The following is a 22436-nucleotide window of genomic DNA, read 5'->3' on the forward strand; positions in this document are numbered from 1 at the left end:
CAGCTTTCCGCCATCCACAGAAAACGCAGTTTGCGCCTCTGCCAGTATCAAAGCTCGTTAAAGCGCCTTGACCACTTCTTCGCACATTTTCTTGGCATCTCCGAATAACATCATCGTGTTATCACGGAAGAACAACTCGTTCTGAACGCCCGCATAGCCGGCAGCCATAGAGCGTTTCACGAACAATACTGTTCCTGCATTTTCAACGTCAAGAATCGGCATGCCATAGATCGGCGAGGTTTTATCAGTTTTCGCGGCCGGATTGGTGACGTCATTCGCACCAATCACAAAGGCAACGTCAGCCGTGCGGAATTCCGCATTGATGTCTTCCAGCTCAAAGACCTCATCATACGGAACCTGCGCTTCAGCCAGCAAAACGTTCATATGGCCGGGCATCCGACCCGCAACCGGGTGGATCGCATATTTCACTTCGACGCCCTCTTCCTTGAGGGTATCCGCCATTTCCTTGAGCGCGTGCTGCGCCTGCGCAACGGCCATGCCGTAACCGGGAACGATGATGACCTTGTTCGCATTCTTCATGACGAAAGCCGCATCATCCGCAGAACCCTGCTTGATCGGACGGTCATCATCACCGCCCGCGCCAGCGACAGCATCGTCACCGCCGAAGCCGCCAAGGATCACCGAGATAAACGACCGGTTCATGGCCTTACACATGATGTAAGACAGGATCGCACCAGACGAACCAACCAAGGCACCAGTGATAATCAGCGCCATATTTTCGAGCGTGAAGCCGATACCGGCCGCCGCCCATCCTGAATAGGAATTGAGCATTGAGACCACAACCGGCATGTCTGCGCCGCCGATTGGAATGATCAAAAGGAAGCCCACGATAAAGGCGATCAGCGTGAGGATGAAAAAGGTCGTCGCCGATTGCTCGCCGGTCATCAAAAGACCAATGCAAATTAAGATCGCAAGGCCGAGGCCGAGATTGATCGAATGGCGATAGGGCAACATGATCGGCTTGCCGGACATATTGCCGTTCAGCTTGGCAAAAGCGATCACGGAACCGGAGAAAGTAATCGCACCAATGGCAACACCGAGTGACATCTCAACAATGGATTGAAGATGAATATGGCCTGGATCGCCGATGTTGAAAGCGCGAGGCGCTAGAAACGCCGCCCAAGCAATAAACACCGCCGCAAGACCAACCAATGAGTGAAACGCAGCAACAAGTTGCGGCATCGCGGTCATCGGAATTTTGCGCGCAATATAAATCCCCGGCGCAGCACCCGCCGCCACCGCAAACAGCACCAGAACCCAAGTCCCGAAGCCTTTATTTTCAAGAACGAAAAGCGTCGTCAGAACGGCAATCGCCATCCCGATCATGCCAAAGCGATTACCCTGACGCGCGGTTTCCGGCGAAGACAGGCCCCGCAGCGCGAGGATGAACAAAATGCCGGATGCAACGTAAAGAAGCGCTGGTAAATTATCTGCCATTCTAATCCCCTAGCGTTCTTTTTTCTTGTACATGGCCAACATTCGCTGGGTCACAAGGAACCCGCCGAATATGTTCACGCTCGCCAATGCGACGGCGATAAAGCCAAAGAGCTTTGGTGCAAAACTGTTCGCCGATTGTGAAAGATCCGCCCCCAACGCAATCAATGCACCAACGATAACCACTGAGGAAATCGCATTCGTCACCGCCATCAAGGGCGTGTGCAGCGCCGGCGTAACCGACCAGACAACGTAATAGCCAACGAAAATCGCCAGAATGAAGATGGTCAGCAAAAAGACAAAATCTGAAATCGGGCTCGCCGATGCGATGATCGCAAGCTGATCGGCAATCATGCGCGCCTGCTCTGCGGCGGCGGTTGCTGCCTCTGCGTTACCGCTGGCATTTGCCGCAGCGGTTTCGGCGGTTTGCGCAGCCTGCTCCGCCGCTTGCGCGGCCTCTTCTAGTTGTTCTGCTTTTTCCGACGCGGCCATCAGGCTCCTCCCGGGATGTTACTCGTCGCCGTCCGAAGACGACGGCTCTTCAACTTCGGCTTGCTGAGCTTCGGCCGGAGCCGGCTCTTCTGCTTTGTCCTCAAATGCGGCGTGTACGACCTTGCCGCCGCGGGTCAGGGCAATGCCCTTAATGATCTCGTCTTCAGGATCGGCAACGAAATTGCCGTTTTCCTTGTCGGTGAAGGCCGCAATGAAATTATAGACGTTGCGCGCATAAAGGCTCGACGCATCGGCGGCCAAACGACCCGGAACGTTGGCAAAGCCCAGAATGGTCACGCCGTCGATCTCAATCGCTTCGCCCAAACGAGCCAGCTCGACATTGCCGCCAGCCTCTACCGCGAGGTCGACAATAACTGATCCCGCTTTCATCGACCGCACCATATCGGCGTCGACCAGACGCGGTGCCGGACGACCGGGAATAAGCGCCGTTGTGATAACAATGTCCTGTTTGGCAATGTGCTCAGCCACGAATTCTGCCTGACGCTTTTTGAAATCGTCTGACATTTCCTTGGCGTAACCGCCTTCGGTCTCAGCCTCTTTCATGGCTTCTTCATCAACGGTGACGAAGGTCGCGCCAAGGCTGTTGACCTGTTCTTTTGCGGCAAAACGAACATCGGTTGCAGACACCACCGCACCAAGACGACGCGCCGTTGCAATCGCCTGAAGGCCAGCAACCCCGGCCCCCATGACAAATACCTTGGCGGCGGCAATCGTGCCCGCAGCGGTCATCATCATCGGCAATGCCCGACCATAATAGGCGGATGCGTCGATCACCGCTTTATAACCGGCGAGGTTTGATTGTGAGGAAAGAACGTCCATGGACTGCGCGCGGGTAATGCGCGGCATGAAATCCATCGCCAACGCATCAATTCCCATCCGCGCATAAGCCGGAACGGAATCAGGCGCGTTAAAAGCGGACATGATCCCGATCAGGGTCTGACCTTGCGTGAAAACCCGCATCTCTTCGCTCGAAGGTGCCTGCACCTTGAGGACGATATCCGCCCCTTGCACTGCATCTGCCGCACTCGGGCTAATCTGTGCGCCCGCTTCAGCATAGTCAGTATCGGCAAATCGCGCGCCCTCACCGGCACCGGTTTGAACACTTAGCGTAGCCCCAAGCCCCATAAATTTTTTGACGGTCTCGGGTGTCGCCGCAACCCGTGTTTCACCGGGGCGCGTTTCTTTCAGGACGGCAATTTTCATCTGGCCTCCGAAGGCGGGTCACTTAGATCAATGCGAGAAGAATAGTTTCACGACAATGTGCGAAAAGATATACACACCTACACCTGCGAGCAGGGAAATTAGCAGTCCGTTCGCCATCACGAGGCTGGTGAACATCATGGCGAGGCCAAGCGACGCCGGAACGCCAACTTCGGTCGCTGCACCCATAATTGCGTTGTAAGATTTGCGATGCTCTTCCGCATCTTCAATCCGCTGTTGCACTTCGTCAGTCATGGAAACTCCGTAATTTTTTCAGTGTTTTGGCTGATAACGACCCTTTGGGCAAGAGTGGTTAGCTGCCGAAAATGTGAACTCAAATATATATTTACTACTGCAATCAGGCGCTTCGCAACATTGCTTCAAGCGAGAAGCCGGATCTACCAACATTTCTTCACATTTGCCTGATTTCTCAGACGCCAAAGCGCACTGGCCATGCACTAAGCAGTGTACGAAGGGTCGAAACGAAGGCCAAAGGCTGGTCCATCATCAAATGATGATAGGCGGCGGGAATCACCACGAAGGGCGAACGCCCCCGCGCCTGCTCCTGAAGATGCTGATAACCGTCACCCTGGGCAAAAAGCGACTTTTCCCCATAGATGAAGGCCAGCGGGCACCGCGCCGCGCGCAAGAGATCGCGCTCGAAATGGATCTCAAACCGGCCGTCCTTCACCGGATCGAATTTCCAGGCCCAGCCCTTCGACCCGTCTTCCATCGTTTCTGGGCGCAAGCCTTCCCGGGCGATATAATCAAGAAGATAGAGGTTCTCCGCCGGCTGGTTCGGCAAAAGCCTGAACCGGGCGATCATCTCCTCACTTGTACTATAAGTATGTCCTCTGCGGCGGACACCGTCGCTCTGGGCTTCGGGCTTTTTCTTGATGACATTATAGCCTTCATGCGGGTCCGGGACCCCAAGCGGGCTATCAACGACCACCGCCCCGCCCAGCCGTTCGCCCTCGCGCTCAACCGCCGCAAGGGTCACCCAGCCGCCAAAACTATGGCCGACAACGATGGGCCGCCCGCGCGATGCGAGGTCCGCCTTGTCGATCACTGCAAAGACCTCATCGACCAAGAGATCGAGCGAGTAATTCTCGCGCCAGTCAGAATCGCCCATGCCCGACAAATCGAGCGCGGCCACCCGGCGATTTTGCGCAAAAAACGGCGCGAACGGACGCCACCAATTCCGGTGTGCGCGCCCGCCATGAACAAACAAAAGCCCCCGCTGATCGGCCTCGCCCCAAACGGAATAGCGAATCCGTGCGCCAGCAACATCGACCGCACCTTCCTCGGACGGGGTCGCAATCGCCTTTTCGAACCATTCCGGCGCAGGCGGTTTTTGCCCCGCCAATTCCGATAATGGACGGATCAAGTCTTCGCGTTTGGTCGTTTCAGATGTCTTGCTCATAACCCTGCCTGCCTTACGCTTTATCGATAGCCCAAAGCGGTAAAAACGCAAATCCTGACCGCAGCGCGGGCTTTATGCTGGCAATAGAGCAAACGTCGATGGGTTCGCAGCATAGGAACCGCGGAAATAATGGTAAACCAAATTTTAATTCGTAAACAAATGATTAAACGCAGCTAAAACAACGATTATCTGCCTTTAAAAGCCGTAAAATCGTATCGGAATGACACGGTTTTAAACCGATATTTACACTGTGGGTCCATTTTTGCGGGGTAATTCAGAATTTCAGAAGGGCCTGCCTCGAATGGTGAAAACGGTTTTAATCGTCGATGATGATCCCACCCAGCGCCGCTTAATGCGCGCTGTTTGTGAAAAAGCAGGTTATCCGGTCCTTGAATCCGCCGATGGCGAAGGCGCGTTGTCACTGTTGCAAAGTCAACAAGGTCAAGACATTGCGCTGATCATGCTCGATTTGCGTATGCCCGGCCTTGGCGGGATGGAAACGCTCAAACGCGCGAAATCTTTTCGTGAAGACCTGCCGGTAATCGTACTGACCGCACAAGGCGGCATCGACACGGTTGTTGAAGCCATGCAAAGCGGCGCAGCCGACTTTTTTGTCAAACCCGCATCGCCTGAGCGCGTTATTGTTTCCATAAAGAATGCTTTGAACCTGACAACGCTTCAGGGCGAAGTCTCGCGCTTGAAACGCAAACATGACGGCGCGATGGGCTTTAAAGACCTGATCGGCGAAAGCCCTGCCCTGCGTCATGTCACACGTCTTGGCGAGCGCGCAGCGGCATCAAACATTCCGATCCTGATTACCGGTGAGTCCGGTACCGGTAAGGAAATGATCGCCCGCGCAATTCAAGGGTCATCTGATCGCTCTGGCCGTCCATTCATTACGGTCAATTGCGGCGCGATCCCGGAAAACCTCGTTGAAAGTATCCTGTTCGGTCACGAAAAAGGGTCGTTCACAGGCGCGAATGCAAAACATATCGGTAAATTCCAGGAAGCCAATGGCGGCACGATCTTCCTTGATGAGGTCGGCGAGCTTCCCAGCGACATGCAGGTCAAACTGCTCCGTGTACTTCAAGAAGGCGAAGTTGACCCGATTGGCTCTAAACGCCCGGTCAAAGTCGATGTGCGGGTAATTTCTGCGACCAATCGCGAACTTGGGGAAGAGGTCAAAAATGGCCGCTTCCGCGAAGACCTATATTATCGGCTCAATGTCTTTCCGATCGAAATTCCGTCGCTGCGCGATCGCCGCGAGGATATTCCTGCCCTCATTGAACACTTCATCCATCGTTATAACGCCGAAGAGCGCCGCGATGTTCGGGGCGTTCGCAACGAAGTGCTCGAAGTCCTTTGTCAGTATAATTGGCAGGGCAATGTGCGGCAGCTTGAGAATACGATTTTCCGCGCTGTTGTGCTTGCGGAACATCCATATCTTTCCGCCGAAGACTTCCCGCAATTGACGGACGAGTTCAAAGCCGCTGGCATCGAAGCCGGGCCGCCCCTCTTGCTCGACGACGGGGATACCGCCGCGGAAACACCGCCGCAGGTTAGCCATCCGAATGGCATCACATCAATCGGCGAAAGCCATGATGCCGTCGCCATTTTTGATCGCGCCGGTCATTTGCGGTCATTGCAGGAAATCGAAAAAGACCTCATCGCCCTCGCGATTGATACCTATGAGGGCAAGATGTCTGAAGTGGCGCGCCGCCTCGGCATGGGCCGCTCAACGCTCTATCGCAAATTGCGCGAGCACGATCTCGAAGTGAAGCGCGCGAGTTAAGCGCGCTTAGGCTTCACCAAGGGCCGTCAGGTAAAGGTCGAGCATGGCCTCTTGCTCCTGGCGGTCAGCCGTTTCCATTTTGCGGATCTTCACGACCTGACGCAGGGTTTTGACATCATAGCCGTCGCTTTTCGCTTCGGCATAAACTTCCTTGATGTCGTTCATGATGGCGGCCTTGTCTTCTTCAAGGCGCTCAACCCGTTCAATGAATGAACGCAGCCGATCGGCCGCAATGGTGGTTACGCCTTCTACACTTGCCGATCCGTCTGCCACGCGCAAACTCCCTTACAATTGGTCATGACACGGATGAAATATCCGCATATCTGACCCATAGGTTTAGGATTGGCCGCCCATAAGGCCAAGTACGAACAACGCGAGTGGGGAAAATTAAATTTCTTGACCGTCTATTTCACGGCGCAGGTAACGAGCGCGGTCACGGGCATTTTCATCGTGGGGATTCCACTCAAGCGCCTTTTGAAACATCTCATAGGCTTCGCGCTTTGACCCGCCCGCCAACAAGATTTCCGCAAGGGTCACCCGTACCAGAAAGTGCCTTGGTTCGAGTTCCAGCGCGCGGGAGAAATCTTCAATCGCCCCTGCCCGGTCTTCCTGCGTCAGACGGACTGTCCCACGCAGCGCATAGCTTTGGGCGAAATTTGGCGCGAGGCCAATGATATGATCGAGAAGCGCAATCGAGAGATCAAACGCACCATTATTCGCGCTTAATTCTGCGCGTTGATACAACAGATCGACGGTATCGCTCTGAGAGTCAGCCCAGATCTCGATTATCCGGGCGACATTTTCCTCTGCGCGAATCGCATCGCCGACGCGCAATTCCTCAAACAGCGAATCGAGCCGCGGATCAGTTTGATCAGCGAGAGCAGGAAAAGCCGCGAAAACGGCCAAAAACAGACCTGAGAAGAGAGCACAAATACGCGTTCGCATAGGCGAGAGCCTACCGCGTAAACCATTAAAAACCAAGGAACAGCCGCGCAAACGGGGCGTCAGAATTAGGCTTGTTTCGCCTTAAAACGACGCTGCGTCTTGTTGATCACATAAAGGCGGCCCTTGCGCCGGACGACCTGACAATCTTTGTGCCGGTTTTTCAACGACTTAAGGGAGCTGCGGACTTTCATGGGACTAGCTTTCAATTCATGCGTGAAGCCGGGGGAAATAGTGAAATTGCTGGCCCCTGTCAACCGCCCCGCCCGGTTTCTGTGGCAATCGCTTACGGAAAATCCACATTGGTCAGCTTGAGCACAGTTAATTCGCCCGTTGCGTCCCAGACATATTCGAAATGCTCGCCCTGATCGATGGGCAATGACAATGCCGCAGGCCGAAAGATGCAAATATTCTCGCCGCCATCGCGCCGAACCGAATCATACGCCAGCGCATCCACCGGTTCGTCCGCGAATGGCCAGCGATGATTAAGCGCAAATAGCTGAGCGCCCGCATAGTCGTCTTTATCGTAAAGCACCGGGTCATCCACCCCGCGCAAATCGAGGCATTTCATATCAACATGGACGATCAATTCGCGCAGCTGGATCCGGTTCGGGAAGCCCGCCTCCGACATCCGCAGACGGCGCTCATTATGATAAACCGTCTCGGCAATGGCCGTCCGTTGATCAAGAGCCGCGTACCACCCTCCGAGCCGCGCATCGTTGAACCGCCCACCACTATCCGAGCAATGGAGAAACGCCGCCATGGCAATAGAGGCAGTCGGACCTGTCACCACCCCGCCTTCGGGCAGCGCCGCCAGCCGCCGATAGGGCTGCAATCGACCATTGGTCATGGCTTCGAGTTCAAAGGCCACGCGCATTTCATCTTCATCGGCGGCGATGTCGTCAAAGACGCCAATGGTCGGATAGCGACTGGCGATGATCCGATGCGTTCGCGATGTAACCTTGCTTGTTTTCACGGTCGCTATTTCACGCCCCGCCAGGCATCGAGATAACGCCGCACCGCATAAAGGTCGTTGATGCTGCCTTGGGTCATGCGATCAAGCGGCGCACGGCCAGCAAATTCAAATTCGTGGTTATTGGCCTTGAGCCAGCGGATCGCATTATCGTCAGACGCGAAGACCAGCCGCAGCCCCTTTAGAATACCGAGCACCAGCGAAATCCGCTCCAGCTGATCGCGGGTCAGCGAGGTCACACTGCCTTTTTGCCAGTTGTAATAGGTCTGTTTGGAGACATCACCGAGGATCGCCCGGCGTTGATCGACCGTCAGGCCCCAAAGTTCTGCCACCCGGAAGAACAGCTTGATCGCGGGCGCAGACATGCGTTTGCGCTCATCGGGCTCACGGAGAGCCAGATTGTCGTCTACCGGCGCGTCGAGCACGGTTGCGCTCATGGGATTCACCTCAATCGGTCTATTTATGGACTAAATATACATATTTAGACCATTCTATTCAAGACCCACCAACCGGGCGAATCCCCCAGGAGATTCACGATGTCAAAGAGCCGACCCCAGCCGGGCAATGCCCGCCGGTGCCTGACGCCGTGATGAGCCAAAGATGGGTGTTGCGGGGTGTCCTACCGCCGCCTGTGGTTTCGGCCCTATCCAGCGCGAGAAGCACTATAAGGCCGCCCGGAAACAGGGGGATATCTATCCACCAAATGCGGGTTTGGTGTCGATTGTATTGACATCGTCCATACAAATCATCATTCTAGAGCATGGACAATGTCCATACAAATGGAAGGCAACCATGCTATCGGCCGACGAAAAGCAACAGACAGAATCCAGCGACGCGGTGAAAATCCAGCTCCGCGCGCCCAAAGTCGTGCGCGATAAGATCGACGAGGCCGCTGCACTCCTCCACATCTCACGCACCGAATTTATGCTTAAAGCCGCCTCTACTGCGGCCGAAGACGCGCTTTTGGATCGGCGCTTGTTCGCTTTGGAGGAGGATCAGTTTCACGCCTTTGAAGCAGCGCTTGCCGCCCCTCTTCCCGAAACTGCCAATCTGGAAAATCTGCTGGCTAAAAAACCGGCATGGGAACGATAGACCCAGATCAATCCGACATCATTGCCGCGCCGGAGAGAATGACTTCGGCGCATGATGTTCGTGATTTCGATTGCGGAATTGAGTCGCTGAATAGCTGGCTCAATAAACGCGCCCTCGCCAATAACAATCGGACAAGCCAAACTTTTGTCATCCAGCAACACGATATGGTCATCGGTTATTATTCTCTGGCCGCAGGATCGATCGACCGGTCAAGCGCCGCAAAAAAACTAAGCCGCAATTCCGTTGATCCGATACCGGTCATTGTGCTTGGCCGGCTTGCCGTTGATAAGGCGCACCATGGCAAAGGTTTGGGCGCTGATTTATTGCGGGATGCATTATTGCGCTCCGTAAGAGCTTCTAAGGAAATCGGCATCCGCGCGATCCTTGTTCACGCAATCGATGATGCGGCAGCGGCCTTTTATAGACGTTTTAACTTTCTTGAATCGCCCATTCAGCCAAGAACGCTGATGTTGCCACTCGACGCCGTTGCCGCGCTATTACGGCGTTAGGCGGTCATTTCCCACAGCCGTCATTCGTTGCGAGGGCGGCCATTTCGGCGGCATAGCGAATATCGACCGGTTGGAATTTACCGCTGGCTTCGTCATAGGCATCGACGCCGCCGGATTTAATGTCATAAACCCAGCCATGAAGTTGCAGATCGCCCTTGGCGAGCCGCCGTGCAATCGCCGGGTGGGTTTTCAAATGCTGTAATTGCAAAACCACATTTTGCTCTGTGAGCATGGCAAGGCGCGCTTCGTCATCAAGCCCCTCACCTTTGACCCGTACATGATCGAGCGCCGCGGCGGCATAGCCCAGCCATTGGCGGATATGGGGCAAGTCCGCCGATAGCGAAGGCCGCATCAACGCCGCCATAGCGCCACAATTTGTGTGACCGCACACCACCACATGGGGGACATTCAACGCAGCGGCGGCGAACTCAATCGACGCCGTAATCCCCCCGGCATTGGTCATATGCGGGGGGACGATATTGCCGGCATTTCTGACGATGAATAATTCGCCCGGTTCGGTTTGGGTTATCATCGCGGTTTCGATCCGCGAGTCCGAACAGGTGATAAATAACGCTTCCGGTGTTTGCCCTTCGGCCAGTTTTTCAAACAGCGCCCGCTTTTCGGGAAAGACTTCGTTTTGAAAGCGAACAACACCGGCAGCAAAACGGGGCATGGGAAACTCCTGACTGTTTCTCCCCCCTTTGATATGGGGCTGTCATTTTGTCAATGACAGCCCACCAGAATTAGAGGTTCTGTGCGCCGACCATGCCGAAAAGCATGGGGATCGACAGAACCGTGTTCGTCCGTGAAAAGAGCATCGCCGTCCGCGCCGATGCAGCTTTCGCGTCCGCCGCAAGGTCGGGATATTTATTCCCGATATTGAGGGCTTTTTGCTGGTTCGGCCAAATTACGAACCAGACATTGAACCACATGATGATGCCCATCCACATGCCGATACCAAGAATGACATGATTGCGGTTGGCGAAGCCGTCCACCGCGCCAATCGTCAGCACATTGACGATATAGCCGTTCAACAGCGCAAGAATTAGCCCGGTTACGATTGTTCCCATTGCGCCCCAACGAAACCACCACAGCGCCTTGGGCGCGATATGCTTCCCGACGGCTGGTTTCTGATCATCGGGGATAGATGGCATCATGGGAATTTGCACAAAGTTAAAATACCAGAGCAAGCCAATCCACATTACCCCGGATAGGACATGAAGCCAGCGAAAGAAAAACCGAGTGTAATTGGCATCAAATGCACCGCCCATTGCCATATAGACAATCGCTAAAATGATTGCGAGGACAAAGCCCGTAATCACCGCATTGCGCAAATTGGTAAGAATGCCCGCCATTGTTCCGTCTCCTGTTCAATTCTGTTTATCGTTGAAACGCAACATTGTCCGGGCACCATAGCGGATACCCGGACTTTTATACATTTAACCCTGAATCGGAAACATTAGGCAAGCAAAGGATGTCTCTCTAACAAGACCTGCCCTCTTGAATCGGCGGGCATTTAACATCTCCGAAGGAGCAATAGACGCAGCAATCCCCCTCTATCGGTTTTAATATCGCTCCGCATCCTTCACAATCGTAAAAATACTGGCATGCATCAATGGGCATTTCATTCAATGATTTATGCCCGCATTCAGGACAAGTTATTGTTGATTTCAACTCAATTCCGGTCGTCATGAACTTATCCATTTAACGATGCTTGGTTCAAAGAACGGAAGGATACTCGCGAATACTATAAAAAAACTCGCCAATATCAGTAAACCAATCATTACGCCACGTGGGCGATTTCCGTGGCGGTATGCCGCGATAAAGCTTAACACCACCAACCCGAGAGCACTCAAAATGAAATAAGGCCTTGCCGCCGACATTAGGGCCAAGTTACCGACAACGGCGACGCTTATTCCCAAATTGATTAGAACGAGAGGTAGTATACAGCACGATGCCCCGATAACCGCAAAAATCGAAGCTATGACACCACCGCTGGCGAAAAGACTACCGGATATTTTTGTTTTTTCAGACTCGATATTTTTTTTCATTTGGTGATACTACTATCTGTAGTAACTACAGGTTCAAGACCGAATGTCTGGCGAACAAATCACGATTGGGCGATTAAGTACCTCTACCGGGGTCAACATTGAAACTATAAGATATTACGAGAAAGTTGGAATCATGCCCAAACCCAATCGTTCTCCCGGTGGTCATCGGCTATATGATCAGCTTGAAACTGACCGACTCACATTCATTCGCCGCTGTCGTGAACTCGGGTTCTCTTTGGATGAAATTCGGACGTTACTTAGTATTGGCGATGATCCGTTCGCCTGCGATATCGTTTACAAAATTGCGACAGACCAAATCACGTCTATAAAGACCCGTATCCGTGATTTGCGGAAATTGGAGAAAAAATTGGTTGCGTTAGCTGATCAATGCAAAACAAATGATAACGCTCCCTGCCCAATGATTGACGCGCTTTCCCGAGCTTAACCTCGGTTGGGTTATTTGGCGACTTTCTCGCCACCAACAAAGACACTGCCTGAGCCAGAGCGGTTAATCCGCCCATTGACACTATCCATACGGACTTCCGCTGAGCCATTAAGGCGAAGGTCAGGCTGTGTCACCCGTCCGCCAAAGAAAACCCCGCCAGAACCGTCAACAATCGCTTTTAACTTGTCGGCATGACCGGCCTTGACCAGCACCGCGCCAGAACCCGCGATGCGGGCAGTCATCGGGCCATCCACACGCGTTGCGCGTACGAGCCCCGAACCGGCAATCGATACATCGAGCATGCCGTCAATATCCCCCAGAACGACATCCCCCGGCCCCGCTATATCAACATCAACCATAGACGCATCAGCAACGCGCACATCCGCATCACCGGACACATCAATTTCGAGCCCCGATTTTACACTTCCCATAACAAGCCGCGAGCCGTGAACAACGCCAATAACGGCCTCGTCTACATCGCTTGTTTCGCCATAAACATAACACGCATCGAGCTTCAGCGCGCCGCCTAAGCGTTCCATCGCGAGTTTGATCCGTGCGTCAACAAACTCAACATTCCCCTCATAGGGAACGGAAATTTCGATGGTCGGATAGTCTGCGAACATGCCTTCATCAAGTGGCTCACCGGTTGTCAGCTCACGCCCATCACGGGGAATGAACTGGCGGTTGATGCGGGTATTACAACAATCAGTGCCTTCGTCTTCTTTCCAGCGCTCACCGGAAATAATGACCAGGCCATCTTTTTCCTCGACAGTGATCTGCCGATAGGTCTTGCCCTGACGGATCTCGACATCGATCTCGTCGCCACTTGTGGTTTTAACTTCGATTGTCCCCGTGACGTCCCGGAATGAAACATCGGCAGCGGTAAAGGTTTCCGCATTTGAGACACTTGATAAAGCGGCCAATCCTGCGCCCATGGCCGCAATGCGGCTAAATAACTGGCGGACAGTGGTTTGTTTCAAATTTCCATTAAGCATGGCGTCACCTGGTTTTCGTTCCCCTAACCGGCGCATCTGACACCGGCAGATTACCATCAGCAAAAACCGCGCCGGAGCCTTTGTTCGCGCCGCCGCGCGGCGCTTTTCAATGGCCGCCGAACAAGGATACACTGAACTGATGTGGGATAAAATCTATATAAACGCGGCGCTCGCCACGATGGATGGTGATGCGCCTTATGGCCTGATCGAACATGGCGCATTAGGGATTGAAAACGGCATCATTTGCTTCGCCGGTCCTATGGCGTCGCTGCCTGACCAGCCCGGCGGACTGGCGCGCGAGGTCATCGACCTTGAGGGCGATTTGATCACGCCGGGGCTTATTGACTGTCACACGCATCTTATTTTCGGCGGTGATCGCGCCGGAGAGTTTGAGGCGCGCCTACTGGGCAAAAGCTATGAAGAAATTGCCCGCGCTGGTGGCGGCATAGTCTCGACCGTGCGCGCCACTCGCGACGCAAGCGAGGACTTGCTCGTTGAAACCGCATTACAACGCCTTGATGCGTTTATTGGCGAAGGCGTGACGACCATCGAGATTAAATCCGGTTACGGATTGACCGTCACCGATGAGCTGAAAATGCTTCGCGCCGCCAAACGGCTTGAGCGTGAACGCTTCATTAGAGTGCAGACAACCTTACTCGCGGCCCATGCGGTTCCGCCCGAATTCACCGGCAATGCCGACGGTTATATCGACCTAGTCTGTAACGAGATATTGCCGGCCGCCGCGGCAGAGGGGCTGGCCGATGCGGTCGATGGTTTTTGCGAAGGGATTGGCTTTTCACCGGCGCAAATTGAACGGGTCTTCACCGTCGCCCAAGACCTCGGCCTGCCCGTAAAGCTTCATGCGGAACAATTATCGGATCTGGGCGGCGCGCGGCTGGTGGCCCAGCATCGCGGTTTGTCCGCTGACCATCTTGAGTATCTCTCCCCCGGTGATGCGCAGGCCCTCGCGGAAGCCGGAACGGTCGCCGTCATGCTGCCCGGCGCGTTCTATTATTTGCGCGAGACCAAGCTGCCGCCGATTGCGGCCCTGCGCGCGGCCGGGGTCGAGATGGCCGTCGCCACCGACTGCAATCCCGGCACATCGCCAATGACCTCGTTACTGTTGGCCATGAATATGTGTTGCACATTATTTCAAATGACCCCCGAAGAAGCGCTCGCCGGGGTAACCCGCAATGGGGCGCGGGCCTTGGGGCTTACCGATTGCGGTGTCTTGAAGCCCGGCTTACGCGCAGATCTGGCGATTTGGGATACGCAGCATCCATCGTCGCTGGCCTATCACATTGGACATAATTTATTGAAAATGCGGGATTTTTCTGATGCTCGCTAGCGTGCCAGAAACCTTTTCGCGCCGCGCGGGCCGGATTTTCATTCTTCGCGCGTTATAGGATTCTCGAATTCCGAAAGCGGACCGCACCTTGTGCGCTTAAACGGAACGTGAATTACAGAGAGCTGTTATTTCCTTCGACCTTACCTAAATGGCGATTGCTAAGTTGCGGGTTTCGGTGGATAAATATGTCCGAAATGTGACAACTTAGCTGGTTACATGGGCTCAAATTTTTGGGCTGTCGGGGCAAAGCAATATAGGCTGCGCGATCTCGCCATGACTGGTGTTGGTGCAGACATGGCTACTGCCTCAAACAAATAAAAGTGACGGTCTGGCGGCGAATGGCCATCAGGCGAAGACGGGATGTGTACGATGTCTACTGCATCGATGATAATAAATTCAAAAAGTACACGCAGTGCGATGCTCGCCGATGATCTGCTTTACGTATCAAAGCAACATACGAATATTCGACCCTATGTTCTCGACCAATTCGAAGATCTGGTGCCTGCGCTCGACGACATTGAAAAAGGCGATTCCGATACGCTGATTTTATGTGGCGGTGACGGCACGATGCAGGCGACAATCACCAATGCGATCAATCGTCGGCGTTTCGATCGTCAGCACAATTATGTTGCACTCCCCTGCGGCATGACCAATGTGATTGCGAATGATTGTGGCCTACAGGGCCCGCCCGCGACATCGCTCGACAATTTCTTGTGGCGGCGCAATCGCGGCGAGGTCAATCGCGTGGAACGCCCATTGATCGGTATGCAGCTTTCTGAGCGCCAGGACCCGATCTATGGTTTCTTTCTCGGCGCGGGTTTGTTCCATACGGCAGTGCATTTCAGTCGGCAGAACGTCCAGAAAATGGGCGCGAAAAGTTCGCTCGCCGTCGCGCTTACGACTGCGGGATTCATCCTCAAAACCGCCTTTGATAATTCCGGTGGCCCCACACCATTGGTGACACAGATTCGCGACGAGCACGGAGAATTGCAAGACCGCGATCTTTCGATGTTGCTTCTTACAACGCTTAACCGTCTTTCCGCCGGGATATTCCCGTTCTGGGGGGAAGGCGACGAGCCCATGCATGTCATGGCGATGGATTATCCGCGTAAGCGCTTTTTGCGGGCAGCAATCAATGTGATCGCCGGGCGGAAGGTGCCTTGGCTATCGGACAGCGGCTATCATAGCTGGAAAAGCCATGAGATGCGGTTGCGCTTTGACGGGCCCGTGGTCTTTGACGGCGAGATCTTCCATACCAACCCGGAAGAAGATCTGATCCTCAAAGTTTCTGAAAAAGCTGCCTTCCTCACCTGATGACAGCAGCAAATCCCACGGAACATGATGATCCGGTATCATCACTTCGCGCGCGCATAGCTCAGGTTTCTGCGCCGCCCATGAGCGATGCCGCAAAGCATCTGCTTGATGCGCTCCTAGAGAAATTCCCGACGTCTGCGGCGCTATTTTACGGATCGGGCGCAAGCGTCAGCAGCCACGAAGACCCGACCAATATCATTTTCGATTTCTATATCATCGGGCCGTCATATGACGCGCTCTACGCGTCAGGCATGCTTGGCCTCGCCAATAAAATCATGCCGCCCAATGTATTCTATTTTGAGACGCCCTCACCTGACGGCACGCTTCGGGCAAAATATGCGGTATTGACGATTGATCATTTTGAAAGACTCGTCAGTACAAAAACCTTTCATTCCTATTTCTGGGCGCGTTTTGCGCAACCGTGCCGCATCTATGATCCCAACAATCAAATGCACGACCGGTTGGAAAATGCGTTAGCGCAATCAATCATCAGCTTTTGCGCCAATGCTGTGGGACTTGTCGGAAAATCATTCACCGCAAAAGAATTATGGCTTGCGGGGCTTAATGCCTCCTACAAGGCTGAATTAAGAGCCGAAGATTCTGACCGCGCCGGCAAACTGATCGAAAGCTATGGGGATTGGGCCGCGACGGTTACGGCCCCTGCGCTGCGTGCGGCGGGCTATTCGGTCACCAAAGAAAATGACAAAATTACCATTGGCGAAACTCCAAAACCGGCGGACCTGTCTTGGCGAATGCGGGCTATGGCCGGTGCCGGCCTTTCGGTTGCGCGCCTTTTAAAGGGTACACAGACCTTTAATGGCGGGATCGACTATATCGCCTGGAAGATCAAACGCCATTCCGGCATCGATATTGGCGTGACCGAATGGGAGCGTAAACATCCGCTCTTAGGTGCGCCCGGCGCGGGATTGCGTTATTACCGTCTCCGCGCCAAACAAAAAAACACCTAATCGAGATAAGCCGGAAATTCAGGAAGCGATTTGAAATCTTCCATCGAATGTTGAATGACCACGCGCGCGTCAATCTTTTGCGCGAGGTCTTCAAACCGATCCATCGAGGCTAAGGTGTCCTCCACATCGGTATTGAATTTCGGGACGTAGCGGTTTTCGCGCGATTCATGAAAGTGATAGAGATCGCCTACCAAGAGCACCGGACCTTCATTCTCAAGATCTACCTTCAACACCGTATGCCCCGGCGTATGCCCCGGCATCGACAAGATCATTACGCTGCCATCGCCAAAGACATCATAATCGCTGGTAAATTCGATAGTTTCGGCATCTTCCAATGCGCTATAGGCCGCAAAGCCATCTTCATCCGCGCGGGCTTCGTCACGGAACATGAATTCGCGCTCTTTCTCGTGAACGATAAAGGTAGATTCGGCAAATTGGCCGGCACCGCCAGCATGATCAAAATGTGAATGCGAAAGCGCAAGATATTCGACATCGTCGATCGACATATCAATCATTTCGAGCTGGGTGCTGATTGTTACTGGCAACGAAACATGAAACGGCTCATTCGTTACGCCACCCTCAATTTCGTTTAATGCATTTGGCAGACCGGTATCCCACATCAAGTCGCCTTTAGGGTGACGGATAAGATAACACGATGCTGGCGCTAATTTTGTGCGATCATCAAACTCGCTGCCTTGCGTAAAAATCGATAAGTCATTGATCATGACCTGACCGCAATCAAGCGTATAAAGCCTAAGGCCCGCTGATTGTGATTGCGTAACGTCTGCGTTCTGTCCGCAGGCTACCAAAGCGAGAAATGACAAACCAAATAGATACTTCATACTACCTCTCCGGGGAAATTGGGCGTTTTGAATATCAGTATTTCTAAATATAGAGAACCGCATTGAACAATTGTCTCAAATTTTTCACACTGACATTTAGGGGTTATGGCACCGCGTCGTTCACGTTAAACTATCGAAAACGAACACGAGAAGATGAGCGCTATGAGTGAAACCCACCCCCCTTATATTCTCGCAATCGATCAAGGCACGACATCAAGCCGCGCCATTGTTTTTGATCCATCGGGAAAAATTATCGCACAATCCCAAGCGGAATTTCCGCAGCACTATCCGAATGACGGTTGGGTCGAACATGACCCCGAAGATATTTGGCGAACGACACTCGAAACGGCGCAAGAGGCGCTGAAACTCGCCGAAGATAATGGCGGTGAAGTTGTCGCCATTGGTGTTACCAACCAACGGGAAACGACGATCCTGTGGGACCGGAAGACCGGCAAGGCGCTTTACAATGCGATTGTCTGGCAGGACCGGCGCACCGCAGATATTTGTGCAAAGCTGCGCGAGGACGGCTTTGAAGACCATGTGACGGCGCGCACCGGTCTTTTGCTTGATCCTTATTTTTCTGCGACCAAAGCCGCGTGGATTCTCGACCATGTTGATGGCGCACGAGAACGCGCCGAGAAAGGCGAAATTGCCTTTGGTACCGTTGATAGTTTTTTGATCTGTCGCCTGACCGGCGGTGAAACCCACGCAACAGACGCAACCAATGCCAGCCGCACCAGCCTTTATAACATTCATGAAAACCGCTGGGACAAAGGCCTGCTCGACAAATTCCGTGTACCGATTGAAATGATGCCCTCGGTGCGCGATTGCGCCGATGATTATGGCGTCACTGATCCCGAACTTTTTGGCCGCCCAATTCCGATTTGCGGCGTCGCGGGCGATCAACAGGCGGCAGCTTTCGGTCAGGCCTGTTTTGAACCGGGTGACATTAAAAGCACCTATGGTACCGGCTGTTTCGTTCTTGTTCATACGGGCAAAAAAGTTCTTCATTCCCGTAACAAACTTTTATCGACCATTGCCTGCCGCCTCGATGGTGAGACAACTTACGCATTAGAAGGGTCGATCTTCATTGCAGGTGCCGCAATTCAATGGTTGCGCGATGAGCTGGGGCTGATCAAATCTGCCGGAGAGACCGCTGCGCTCGCGGAAAGTATTGAAAGCAATAACGGGGTCTATCTTGTGCCCGCCTTTACCGGGCTTGGTGCGCCCCATTGGTCACCGGGTGCCCGCGGGCTGATTTCCGGTCTGACACGCGGATCGGGCAAAGCAGAACTCGCCCGGGCTGCCCTCGAAAGCGTTGTTTATCAGACTGCGGACCTTATGGACGCAATTGCCCGCGACGGCGCAGAGACCAAAACCTTGCGCGTTGATGGCGGCATGGTCGCCAATGATTGGACCATGCAATTCCTTGCGGACATTTTGGATCTGCCGGTCGAGCGGCCAAAAATACTGGAGACAACGGCGCTTGGCGCGGCCTATCTTGCGGCGCTCAAGGTCGGCATTTTCGAAAGCATAGACGACATCGCCGAACGCTGGCGGCTGGATGCGCGTTTCCAACCGGCCATGGCCCCAAAAGAACGCCATCATAATTTGACCGGTTGGGCCGATGCCCTCAGGCGGACATTGGCCTAGCGAACCTGAATAAACGGGCTTCCCTCGCGGACCTCGCCAATAACGCATGCCTGCGTGTGACCATGCTGCTTGAAGGTCTCTATGACTTCGGCTGCGCTGTCAGGGTGGCAAGACACCAATAGACCACCGCTGGTCTGTGGATCGGTCAGCATATCTCGCAATTCAGCCGGGGCATCGACCCAGTCTTTTATGCTTTCCCAATTGCGACCACTTGCGCCGGTTTTGACTCCATCCGCCAAAAGCGTCTTCGCCTCGTCGAAAATCGGCACGGCGTTTTGATCGATTTCTGCGGCAACACTACTGCCTTTGCACATCTCGGTGAGATGCCCCAAAAGACCAAAACCGGTCACGTCGGTTATCGCATGCACGCCATCAATTTGCGCAAGGTCCGCCCCCGGACGATTGAGCAAGGTCGTTGATTGAATCATCGCGTCATAACCGGACGGGCTCAGAATTTCACGTTTCAGGGCCGCGCTGAAAATCCCGACACCCAAGGGCTTACCCAGAATAAGAACATCCCCCGGTTTTGTATTCGCATTGCGCAAGATACGATCTGGATGGGCAAGCCCCATCGCCACCAAACCATAAATCGGTTCAGCGGAGTCGATCGAATGACCGCCCGCCACCGGTGCGCCGGCCGCCTCGCTCACCGCGCGGCCACCATCGAGAATTTTCCGGATCGTTTCGGTGGACATCTTACCGATTGGCATACCGACAATCGCCAATGAAAAGATGGGTCGCCCGCCCATGGCATAAACATCAGACAGGGCATTTGTTGCGGCGATCCGGCCAAACTCAAACGGGTCATCGACAATCGGCATGAAAAAATCGGTGGTGGCGATCAGCGCCACCTCGTCCGAGATCTTGTAAACTGCGGCATCATCGCTAGTCGCCGCATCGACCATTAACGCCTCATAGGCCGAATTGACCGGGGCAGCGCCCAAAATCTCCCGCAGAACATTGGGCGCAATCTTACAGCCGCACCCGCCCCCATGGGCCAAACTGGTTAATCGCGGTTCGTTTTCACGCACTGACAAAATATCTCTCCTTGCCCATTGGCCAGAAGATTCTAGAACATCTTTTTGCCTATACAAACAAGGCGGAATTCGGAAAGGCCCCATAATTACTGCTGCAATTCATCATATCACCGAGACCTCGCTTGAGACGCTCGCGCAGTTCGACGCCATTATTGATGTTCGCTCCCCCGCCGAGTTTGCCGAGGACCACATACCCGGCGCAATCAACCTGCCGGTTCTTGATGATGCGCAGCGGGCCGAAGTGGGCACGATCTATAAACAGGTTTCGCGGTTCAAAGCCCGGCGGATCGGCGCTGGCTATGTGGCCAAAAATGTTGCGCACCACCTGGAGACCGCCCTTAGTGACAAACCGGCAAAATTTCATCCATTGATTTATTGCTGGCGCGGGGGCATGCGATCAAACGCCATGGCCACGATCCTGACGCAGGTCGGGTGGCGGACCGGCCTTTTAAGAGGCGGTTACAAAACATGGCGGCGCAGCGTCGTCGCGGGGCTTCGCGATTCAGATGACGATCTTCCGCTCATCTTGCTAGACGGACAAACCGGAACCGCGAAATCCGATATTTTACGGACATTGACGGGCGTACAGACCATTGATCTCGAAGCGCGGGCCAATCATCGGGGGTCTGTCTTTGGCGGTTATTCCGGCACGCCGCAACCGCATCAGAAATATTTTGAATCCCTGTTATGGTTCGATCTTCAGCATCATGATCTTTCCAGACCGATCTTGCTCGAAGCAGAATCAAACCGGATTGGCCGATGTGAAATCCCCAAACGGATCTGGAACGCAATGCGCCGCGCGCCGCGTATCTCCCTGACAGCCCCAGTGCCCGCACGCGTTGACTATCTGATGAATGCTTATGCGGATATCACAAGCGATCAACGTCTGGTTGACGCGGCATTGTCTCGGCTGCGCCCTTTCCATCCGAAAGACGCGCTGGCGGATTGGATGGCCCTCGCCGAGGCAAAAGATTACCGCACGCTGGCGGCTGCCTTGATCGAAGCGCATTATGACCCACTCTATGGGCGCAGCCGGAAAAAGGACAAATCCCCAACGCTCGCGCAAATTTCTTTGCCTGATCTTTCAACCGCGACCTTTGAAACGGTTGCGAAAGAGATCGCTTTGGTTCTATCCAAGGCGGAAAATAAGGAAGATTTCCATGGCTGACCTCGATCTCACCGGAAAAACCGCCCTCGTCACCGGCGCATCGCGCGGACTGGGCCGTTCAATGGCTTTATCGCTCGCGAAAGCGGGTGCGCATGTTCTTGCATTGGCGCGAACCCCCGGCGCGCTTGAAGAGCTTGATGACGCTGTGCGCGAAGCAGGCGGCACAGCCTCTTTGATCCCGCTCGACCTGGTCGAAGGGGATGGGATTGAGCGCTTGGCAGAAGCGCTGACTGGCCGGTTCGAGGCGCTTGATATCCTGATCTTGAACGCCGCGGTTTTGGGCGAATTAGCGCCCCTCCCCGATATTGATCCGAAAGTCTGGAATCACACGCTCGATTTGAACGTCACGGCCAATTGGCGCCTGATCCGGGCACTAGACCCATTATTGCGCCGCGCCAAGCGCGCCGATGTTATTGGCATGACGTCGAATGTCGGCGGCAATAGCTCACGGGCGTTCTGGGGTAGCTATGCGATCTCCAAAGCCGCGCTTGAGATGTTGCTTGAAACCTATGCGGAAGAAACCATCCGTACAGAAATTGAAGTTTCGCTTATCGATCCCGGCGCGATGCGGACAGATATGCGCGCCCTCGCCATGCCCGGCGAAGACCCGAACACCTTGCCGTCACCGGATGAAATCATCCCGGTTCTGCACCATGTTCTGACACGGGAAAAAGCCGACCCCATTCGGGTAAGCCGCAAAGATTTTCAGGCCTGAT

Annotated in this window: 27 protein-coding genes; 10 read left to right on the forward strand and 17 right to left on the reverse strand. The window is 54.1% G+C overall.

Features of this window, described 5'->3' with window-relative positions; genetic code table 11:
* Window positions 1-57 precede the first annotated feature (57 nt).
* The 5 genes from ABFZ83_RS05725 to ABFZ83_RS05745 all read right to left on the reverse strand — a co-directional run bounded on the left by ABFZ83_RS05725 (window position 58) and on the right by ABFZ83_RS05745 (window position 4591).
* The gene (locus ABFZ83_RS05725) at window positions 58-1458 is read right to left on the reverse strand and encodes an NAD(P)(+) transhydrogenase (Re/Si-specific) subunit beta (RefSeq protein ID WP_411818474.1); all 1401 of its coding nucleotides are present in this window, start codon (window positions 1456-1458) and stop codon (window positions 58-60) included.
* 9 nt (window positions 1459-1467) lie between these two features.
* Entirely contained in the window at window positions 1468-1947 is a 480-nt protein-coding gene (locus tag ABFZ83_RS05730; RefSeq protein WP_411818475.1) for a proton-translocating transhydrogenase family protein, read from the reverse strand.
* 18 nt (window positions 1948-1965) lie between these two features.
* Window positions 1966-3171, reverse strand: a complete 1206-nt coding sequence (locus ABFZ83_RS05735; RefSeq protein WP_411818476.1) for a Re/Si-specific NAD(P)(+) transhydrogenase subunit alpha — start codon at window positions 3169-3171, stop codon at window positions 1966-1968.
* 27 nt (window positions 3172-3198) lie between these two features.
* On the reverse strand, window positions 3199-3423 hold the full coding sequence (locus ABFZ83_RS05740; protein WP_411818477.1) for a hypothetical protein: 225 nt from the start codon (window positions 3421-3423) through the stop codon (window positions 3199-3201).
* Window positions 3424-3598: 175 nt separating this feature from the next.
* Entirely contained in the window at window positions 3599-4591 is a 993-nt protein-coding gene (locus ABFZ83_RS05745) for an alpha/beta fold hydrolase (RefSeq protein ID WP_411818478.1), read from the reverse strand.
* A 301-nt stretch (window positions 4592-4892) separates the two neighbouring features.
* Here ABFZ83_RS05745 and ABFZ83_RS05750 point away from each other — a divergent pair, with 301 nt between their 5' ends.
* Window positions 4893-6383 carry a sigma-54-dependent transcriptional regulator gene (locus ABFZ83_RS05750; RefSeq protein ID WP_411818479.1) on the forward strand — a complete coding sequence of 497 codons (1491 nt, stop codon included), beginning with the start codon at window positions 4893-4895 and terminating at the stop codon, window positions 6381-6383.
* Between the two features lie 6 nt (window positions 6384-6389).
* Here ABFZ83_RS05750 and ABFZ83_RS05755 read toward each other — a convergent pair whose 3' ends face one another.
* The 5 genes from ABFZ83_RS05755 to ABFZ83_RS05775 all read right to left on the reverse strand — a co-directional run bounded on the left by ABFZ83_RS05755 (window position 6390) and on the right by ABFZ83_RS05775 (window position 8735).
* Window positions 6390-6656, reverse strand: a complete 267-nt coding sequence (locus tag ABFZ83_RS05755) for a DUF2312 domain-containing protein (protein ID WP_411818480.1) — start codon at window positions 6654-6656, stop codon at window positions 6390-6392.
* Window positions 6657-6770: 114 nt separating this feature from the next.
* Window positions 6771-7328 (reverse strand): tetratricopeptide repeat protein, encoded by a 558-nt coding sequence (locus tag ABFZ83_RS05760; RefSeq protein WP_411818481.1) that lies wholly within the window; start codon window positions 7326-7328, stop codon window positions 6771-6773.
* A gap of 65 nt (window positions 7329-7393) precedes the next feature.
* Entirely contained in the window at window positions 7394-7519 is a 126-nt protein-coding gene (ykgO, locus tag ABFZ83_RS05765; RefSeq protein WP_369314393.1) for a type B 50S ribosomal protein L36, read from the reverse strand.
* Between the two features lie 92 nt (window positions 7520-7611).
* The gene (locus ABFZ83_RS05770) at window positions 7612-8301 is read right to left on the reverse strand and encodes an RES family NAD+ phosphorylase (RefSeq protein ID WP_411818482.1); all 690 of its coding nucleotides are present in this window, start codon (window positions 8299-8301) and stop codon (window positions 7612-7614) included.
* 5 nt (window positions 8302-8306) lie between these two features.
* Complete coding sequence (locus ABFZ83_RS05775; protein ID WP_411818484.1) at window positions 8307-8735, reverse strand: antitoxin Xre/MbcA/ParS toxin-binding domain-containing protein; 429 nt, start codon at window positions 8733-8735, stop codon at window positions 8307-8309.
* Between the two features lie 163 nt (window positions 8736-8898).
* Between ABFZ83_RS05775 and ABFZ83_RS05780 the strand changes: the two genes are divergently transcribed.
* Both ABFZ83_RS05780 and ABFZ83_RS05785 read left to right on the forward strand, forming a co-directional pair.
* Window positions 8899-9390, forward strand: a complete 492-nt coding sequence (locus tag ABFZ83_RS05780; protein ID WP_411818485.1) for a DUF1778 domain-containing protein — start codon at window positions 8899-8901, stop codon at window positions 9388-9390.
* Window positions 9378-9899, forward strand: a complete 522-nt coding sequence (locus ABFZ83_RS05785) for a GNAT family N-acetyltransferase (protein WP_411818486.1) — start codon at window positions 9378-9380, stop codon at window positions 9897-9899. The genes ABFZ83_RS05780 and ABFZ83_RS05785 overlap by 13 nt, the downstream gene beginning before the upstream one ends.
* A 4-nt stretch (window positions 9900-9903) precedes the next feature.
* Here ABFZ83_RS05785 and ABFZ83_RS05790 read toward each other — a convergent pair whose 3' ends face one another.
* The 4 genes from ABFZ83_RS05790 to ABFZ83_RS05805 all read right to left on the reverse strand — a co-directional run bounded on the left by ABFZ83_RS05790 (window position 9904) and on the right by ABFZ83_RS05805 (window position 11950).
* A complete protein-coding gene (locus tag ABFZ83_RS05790; RefSeq protein ID WP_411818487.1) occupies window positions 9904-10572 on the reverse strand; it encodes a carbonic anhydrase in 669 nt (222 codons plus the stop codon).
* Between the two features lie 70 nt (window positions 10573-10642).
* Entirely contained in the window at window positions 10643-11254 is a 612-nt protein-coding gene (locus ABFZ83_RS05795) for a urate hydroxylase PuuD (RefSeq protein WP_411818488.1), read from the reverse strand.
* Window positions 11255-11381: 127 nt separating this feature from the next.
* Entirely contained in the window at window positions 11382-11591 is a 210-nt protein-coding gene (locus ABFZ83_RS05800; protein ID WP_411818489.1) for a GDCCVxC domain-containing (seleno)protein, read from the reverse strand.
* On the reverse strand, window positions 11588-11950 hold the full coding sequence (locus ABFZ83_RS05805) for a mercuric transporter MerT family protein (RefSeq protein WP_411818490.1): 363 nt from the start codon (window positions 11948-11950) through the stop codon (window positions 11588-11590). Before ABFZ83_RS05805 ends, ABFZ83_RS05800 begins: the two co-directional genes overlap by 4 nt.
* A 43-nt stretch (window positions 11951-11993) precedes the next feature.
* On the opposite strand from ABFZ83_RS05805, the gene ABFZ83_RS05810 reads away from it, so the two are divergent.
* Window positions 11994-12395: a MerR family transcriptional regulator gene (locus ABFZ83_RS05810; RefSeq protein WP_411818491.1), complete on the forward strand. Its 402-nt coding sequence runs from the start codon at window positions 11994-11996 to the stop codon at window positions 12393-12395.
* A gap of 11 nt (window positions 12396-12406) precedes the next feature.
* Here ABFZ83_RS05810 and ABFZ83_RS05815 read toward each other — a convergent pair whose 3' ends face one another.
* Window positions 12407-13390, reverse strand: coding sequence for a GIN domain-containing protein (locus ABFZ83_RS05815; RefSeq protein ID WP_411818492.1), 984 nt, complete (start codon window positions 13388-13390; stop codon window positions 12407-12409).
* Window positions 13391-13499: 109 nt separating this feature from the next.
* Here ABFZ83_RS05815 and hutI point away from each other — a divergent pair, with 109 nt between their 5' ends.
* From hutI to ABFZ83_RS05830, 3 genes are all read left to right on the forward strand, one after another.
* The gene (gene hutI, locus ABFZ83_RS05820; RefSeq protein ID WP_411818493.1) at window positions 13500-14738 is read left to right on the forward strand and encodes an imidazolonepropionase; all 1239 of its coding nucleotides are present in this window, start codon (window positions 13500-13502) and stop codon (window positions 14736-14738) included.
* Between the two features lie 369 nt (window positions 14739-15107).
* Complete coding sequence (locus ABFZ83_RS05825; RefSeq protein ID WP_411818494.1) at window positions 15108-16052, forward strand: diacylglycerol kinase family protein; 945 nt, start codon at window positions 15108-15110, stop codon at window positions 16050-16052.
* The gene (locus tag ABFZ83_RS05830) at window positions 16052-17020 is read left to right on the forward strand and encodes a hypothetical protein (RefSeq protein ID WP_411818495.1); all 969 of its coding nucleotides are present in this window, start codon (window positions 16052-16054) and stop codon (window positions 17018-17020) included. The genes ABFZ83_RS05825 and ABFZ83_RS05830 overlap by 1 nt, the downstream gene beginning before the upstream one ends.
* Here the strand turns inward: ABFZ83_RS05830 and ABFZ83_RS05835 are convergent.
* Window positions 17017-17862, reverse strand: a complete 846-nt coding sequence (locus ABFZ83_RS05835) for an N-acyl homoserine lactonase family protein (RefSeq protein ID WP_411818496.1) — start codon at window positions 17860-17862, stop codon at window positions 17017-17019. The two genes, ABFZ83_RS05830 and ABFZ83_RS05835, sit on opposite strands and share 4 nt — an antisense overlap.
* Window positions 17863-18024: 162 nt before the next feature.
* Between ABFZ83_RS05835 and glpK the strand changes: the two genes are divergently transcribed.
* Entirely contained in the window at window positions 18025-19515 is a 1491-nt protein-coding gene (glpK, locus tag ABFZ83_RS05840) for a glycerol kinase GlpK (protein ID WP_411818497.1), read from the forward strand.
* Here the strand turns inward: glpK and selD are convergent.
* Entirely contained in the window at window positions 19512-20552 is a 1041-nt protein-coding gene (gene selD, locus ABFZ83_RS05845; RefSeq protein WP_411818498.1) for a selenide, water dikinase SelD, read from the reverse strand. The two genes, glpK and selD, sit on opposite strands and share 4 nt — an antisense overlap.
* On the opposite strand from selD, the gene mnmH reads away from it, so the two are divergent.
* Together mnmH and ABFZ83_RS05855 are read left to right on the forward strand one after the other, a co-directional pair.
* Complete coding sequence (gene mnmH / locus ABFZ83_RS05850; RefSeq protein ID WP_411818499.1) at window positions 20476-21720, forward strand: tRNA 2-selenouridine(34) synthase MnmH; 1245 nt, start codon at window positions 20476-20478, stop codon at window positions 21718-21720. The genes selD and mnmH overlap by 77 nt on opposite strands.
* Complete coding sequence (locus tag ABFZ83_RS05855) at window positions 21713-22435, forward strand: SDR family NAD(P)-dependent oxidoreductase (RefSeq protein ID WP_411818500.1); 723 nt, start codon at window positions 21713-21715, stop codon at window positions 22433-22435. Before mnmH ends, ABFZ83_RS05855 begins: the two co-directional genes overlap by 8 nt.
* Window position 22436: the final 1 nt, after the last annotated feature.

The organism is Hyphococcus formosus, assembly GCF_046736345.1.
GTDB classification, from domain to species: Bacteria; Pseudomonadota; Alphaproteobacteria; order Caulobacterales; family Parvularculaceae; genus Hyphococcus; species Hyphococcus formosus.

What these genes read in the sequence shown, in the direction of transcription:
- ABFZ83_RS05800 (WP_411818489.1), bottom strand. Translation starts at nt 11,591, where the DNA reads ATGACGACCGGAATTGAGTTGAAATCAACAATAACTTGTCCTGAATGC.
- ABFZ83_RS05760 (WP_411818481.1), bottom strand. Translation starts at nt 7,328, where the DNA reads ATGCGAACGCGTATTTGTGCTCTCTTCTCAGGTCTGTTTTTGGCCGTT.
- ABFZ83_RS05775 (WP_411818484.1), bottom strand. Translation starts at nt 8,735, where the DNA reads ATGAGCGCAACCGTGCTCGACGCGCCGGTAGACGACAATCTGGCTCTC.
- ABFZ83_RS05795 (WP_411818488.1), bottom strand. Translation starts at nt 11,254, where the DNA reads ATGGCGGGCATTCTTACCAATTTGCGCAATGCGGTGATTACGGGCTTT.
- glpK (WP_411818497.1), top strand. Translation starts at nt 18,025, where the DNA reads ATGAGTGAAACCCACCCCCCTTATATTCTCGCAATCGATCAAGGCACG.
- ABFZ83_RS05815 (WP_411818492.1), bottom strand. Translation starts at nt 13,390, where the DNA reads ATGCTTAATGGAAATTTGAAACAAACCACTGTCCGCCAGTTATTTAGC.
- ABFZ83_RS05750 (WP_411818479.1), top strand. Translation starts at nt 4,893, where the DNA reads ATGGTGAAAACGGTTTTAATCGTCGATGATGATCCCACCCAGCGCCGC.
- ABFZ83_RS05790 (WP_411818487.1), bottom strand. Translation starts at nt 10,572, where the DNA reads ATGCCCCGTTTTGCTGCCGGTGTTGTTCGCTTTCAAAACGAAGTCTTT.
- ABFZ83_RS05730 (WP_411818475.1), bottom strand. Translation starts at nt 1,947, where the DNA reads ATGGCCGCGTCGGAAAAAGCAGAACAACTAGAAGAGGCCGCGCAAGCG.
- ABFZ83_RS05805 (WP_411818490.1), bottom strand. Translation starts at nt 11,950, where the DNA reads ATGAAAAAAAATATCGAGTCTGAAAAAACAAAAATATCCGGTAGTCTT.
- ABFZ83_RS05825 (WP_411818494.1), top strand. Translation starts at nt 15,108, where the DNA reads ATGTCTACTGCATCGATGATAATAAATTCAAAAAGTACACGCAGTGCG.
- ABFZ83_RS05725 (WP_411818474.1), bottom strand. Translation starts at nt 1,458, where the DNA reads ATGGCAGATAATTTACCAGCGCTTCTTTACGTTGCATCCGGCATTTTG.
- ABFZ83_RS05785 (WP_411818486.1), top strand. Translation starts at nt 9,378, where the DNA reads ATGGGAACGATAGACCCAGATCAATCCGACATCATTGCCGCGCCGGAG.
- hutI (WP_411818493.1), top strand. Translation starts at nt 13,500, where the DNA reads ATGGCCGCCGAACAAGGATACACTGAACTGATGTGGGATAAAATCTAT.
- ABFZ83_RS05830 (WP_411818495.1), top strand. Translation starts at nt 16,052, where the DNA reads ATGACAGCAGCAAATCCCACGGAACATGATGATCCGGTATCATCACTT.
- ABFZ83_RS05780 (WP_411818485.1), top strand. Translation starts at nt 8,899, where the DNA reads ATGGGTGTTGCGGGGTGTCCTACCGCCGCCTGTGGTTTCGGCCCTATC.
- ABFZ83_RS05745 (WP_411818478.1), bottom strand. Translation starts at nt 4,591, where the DNA reads ATGAGCAAGACATCTGAAACGACCAAACGCGAAGACTTGATCCGTCCA.
- ABFZ83_RS05835 (WP_411818496.1), bottom strand. Translation starts at nt 17,862, where the DNA reads ATGAAGTATCTATTTGGTTTGTCATTTCTCGCTTTGGTAGCCTGCGGA.
- ABFZ83_RS05810 (WP_411818491.1), top strand. Translation starts at nt 11,994, where the DNA reads ATGTCTGGCGAACAAATCACGATTGGGCGATTAAGTACCTCTACCGGG.
- ABFZ83_RS05735 (WP_411818476.1), bottom strand. Translation starts at nt 3,171, where the DNA reads ATGAAAATTGCCGTCCTGAAAGAAACGCGCCCCGGTGAAACACGGGTT.
- ABFZ83_RS05855 (WP_411818500.1), top strand. Translation starts at nt 21,713, where the DNA reads ATGGCTGACCTCGATCTCACCGGAAAAACCGCCCTCGTCACCGGCGCA.
- ykgO (WP_369314393.1), bottom strand. Translation starts at nt 7,519, where the DNA reads ATGAAAGTCCGCAGCTCCCTTAAGTCGTTGAAAAACCGGCACAAAGAT.
- ABFZ83_RS05740 (WP_411818477.1), bottom strand. Translation starts at nt 3,423, where the DNA reads ATGACTGACGAAGTGCAACAGCGGATTGAAGATGCGGAAGAGCATCGC.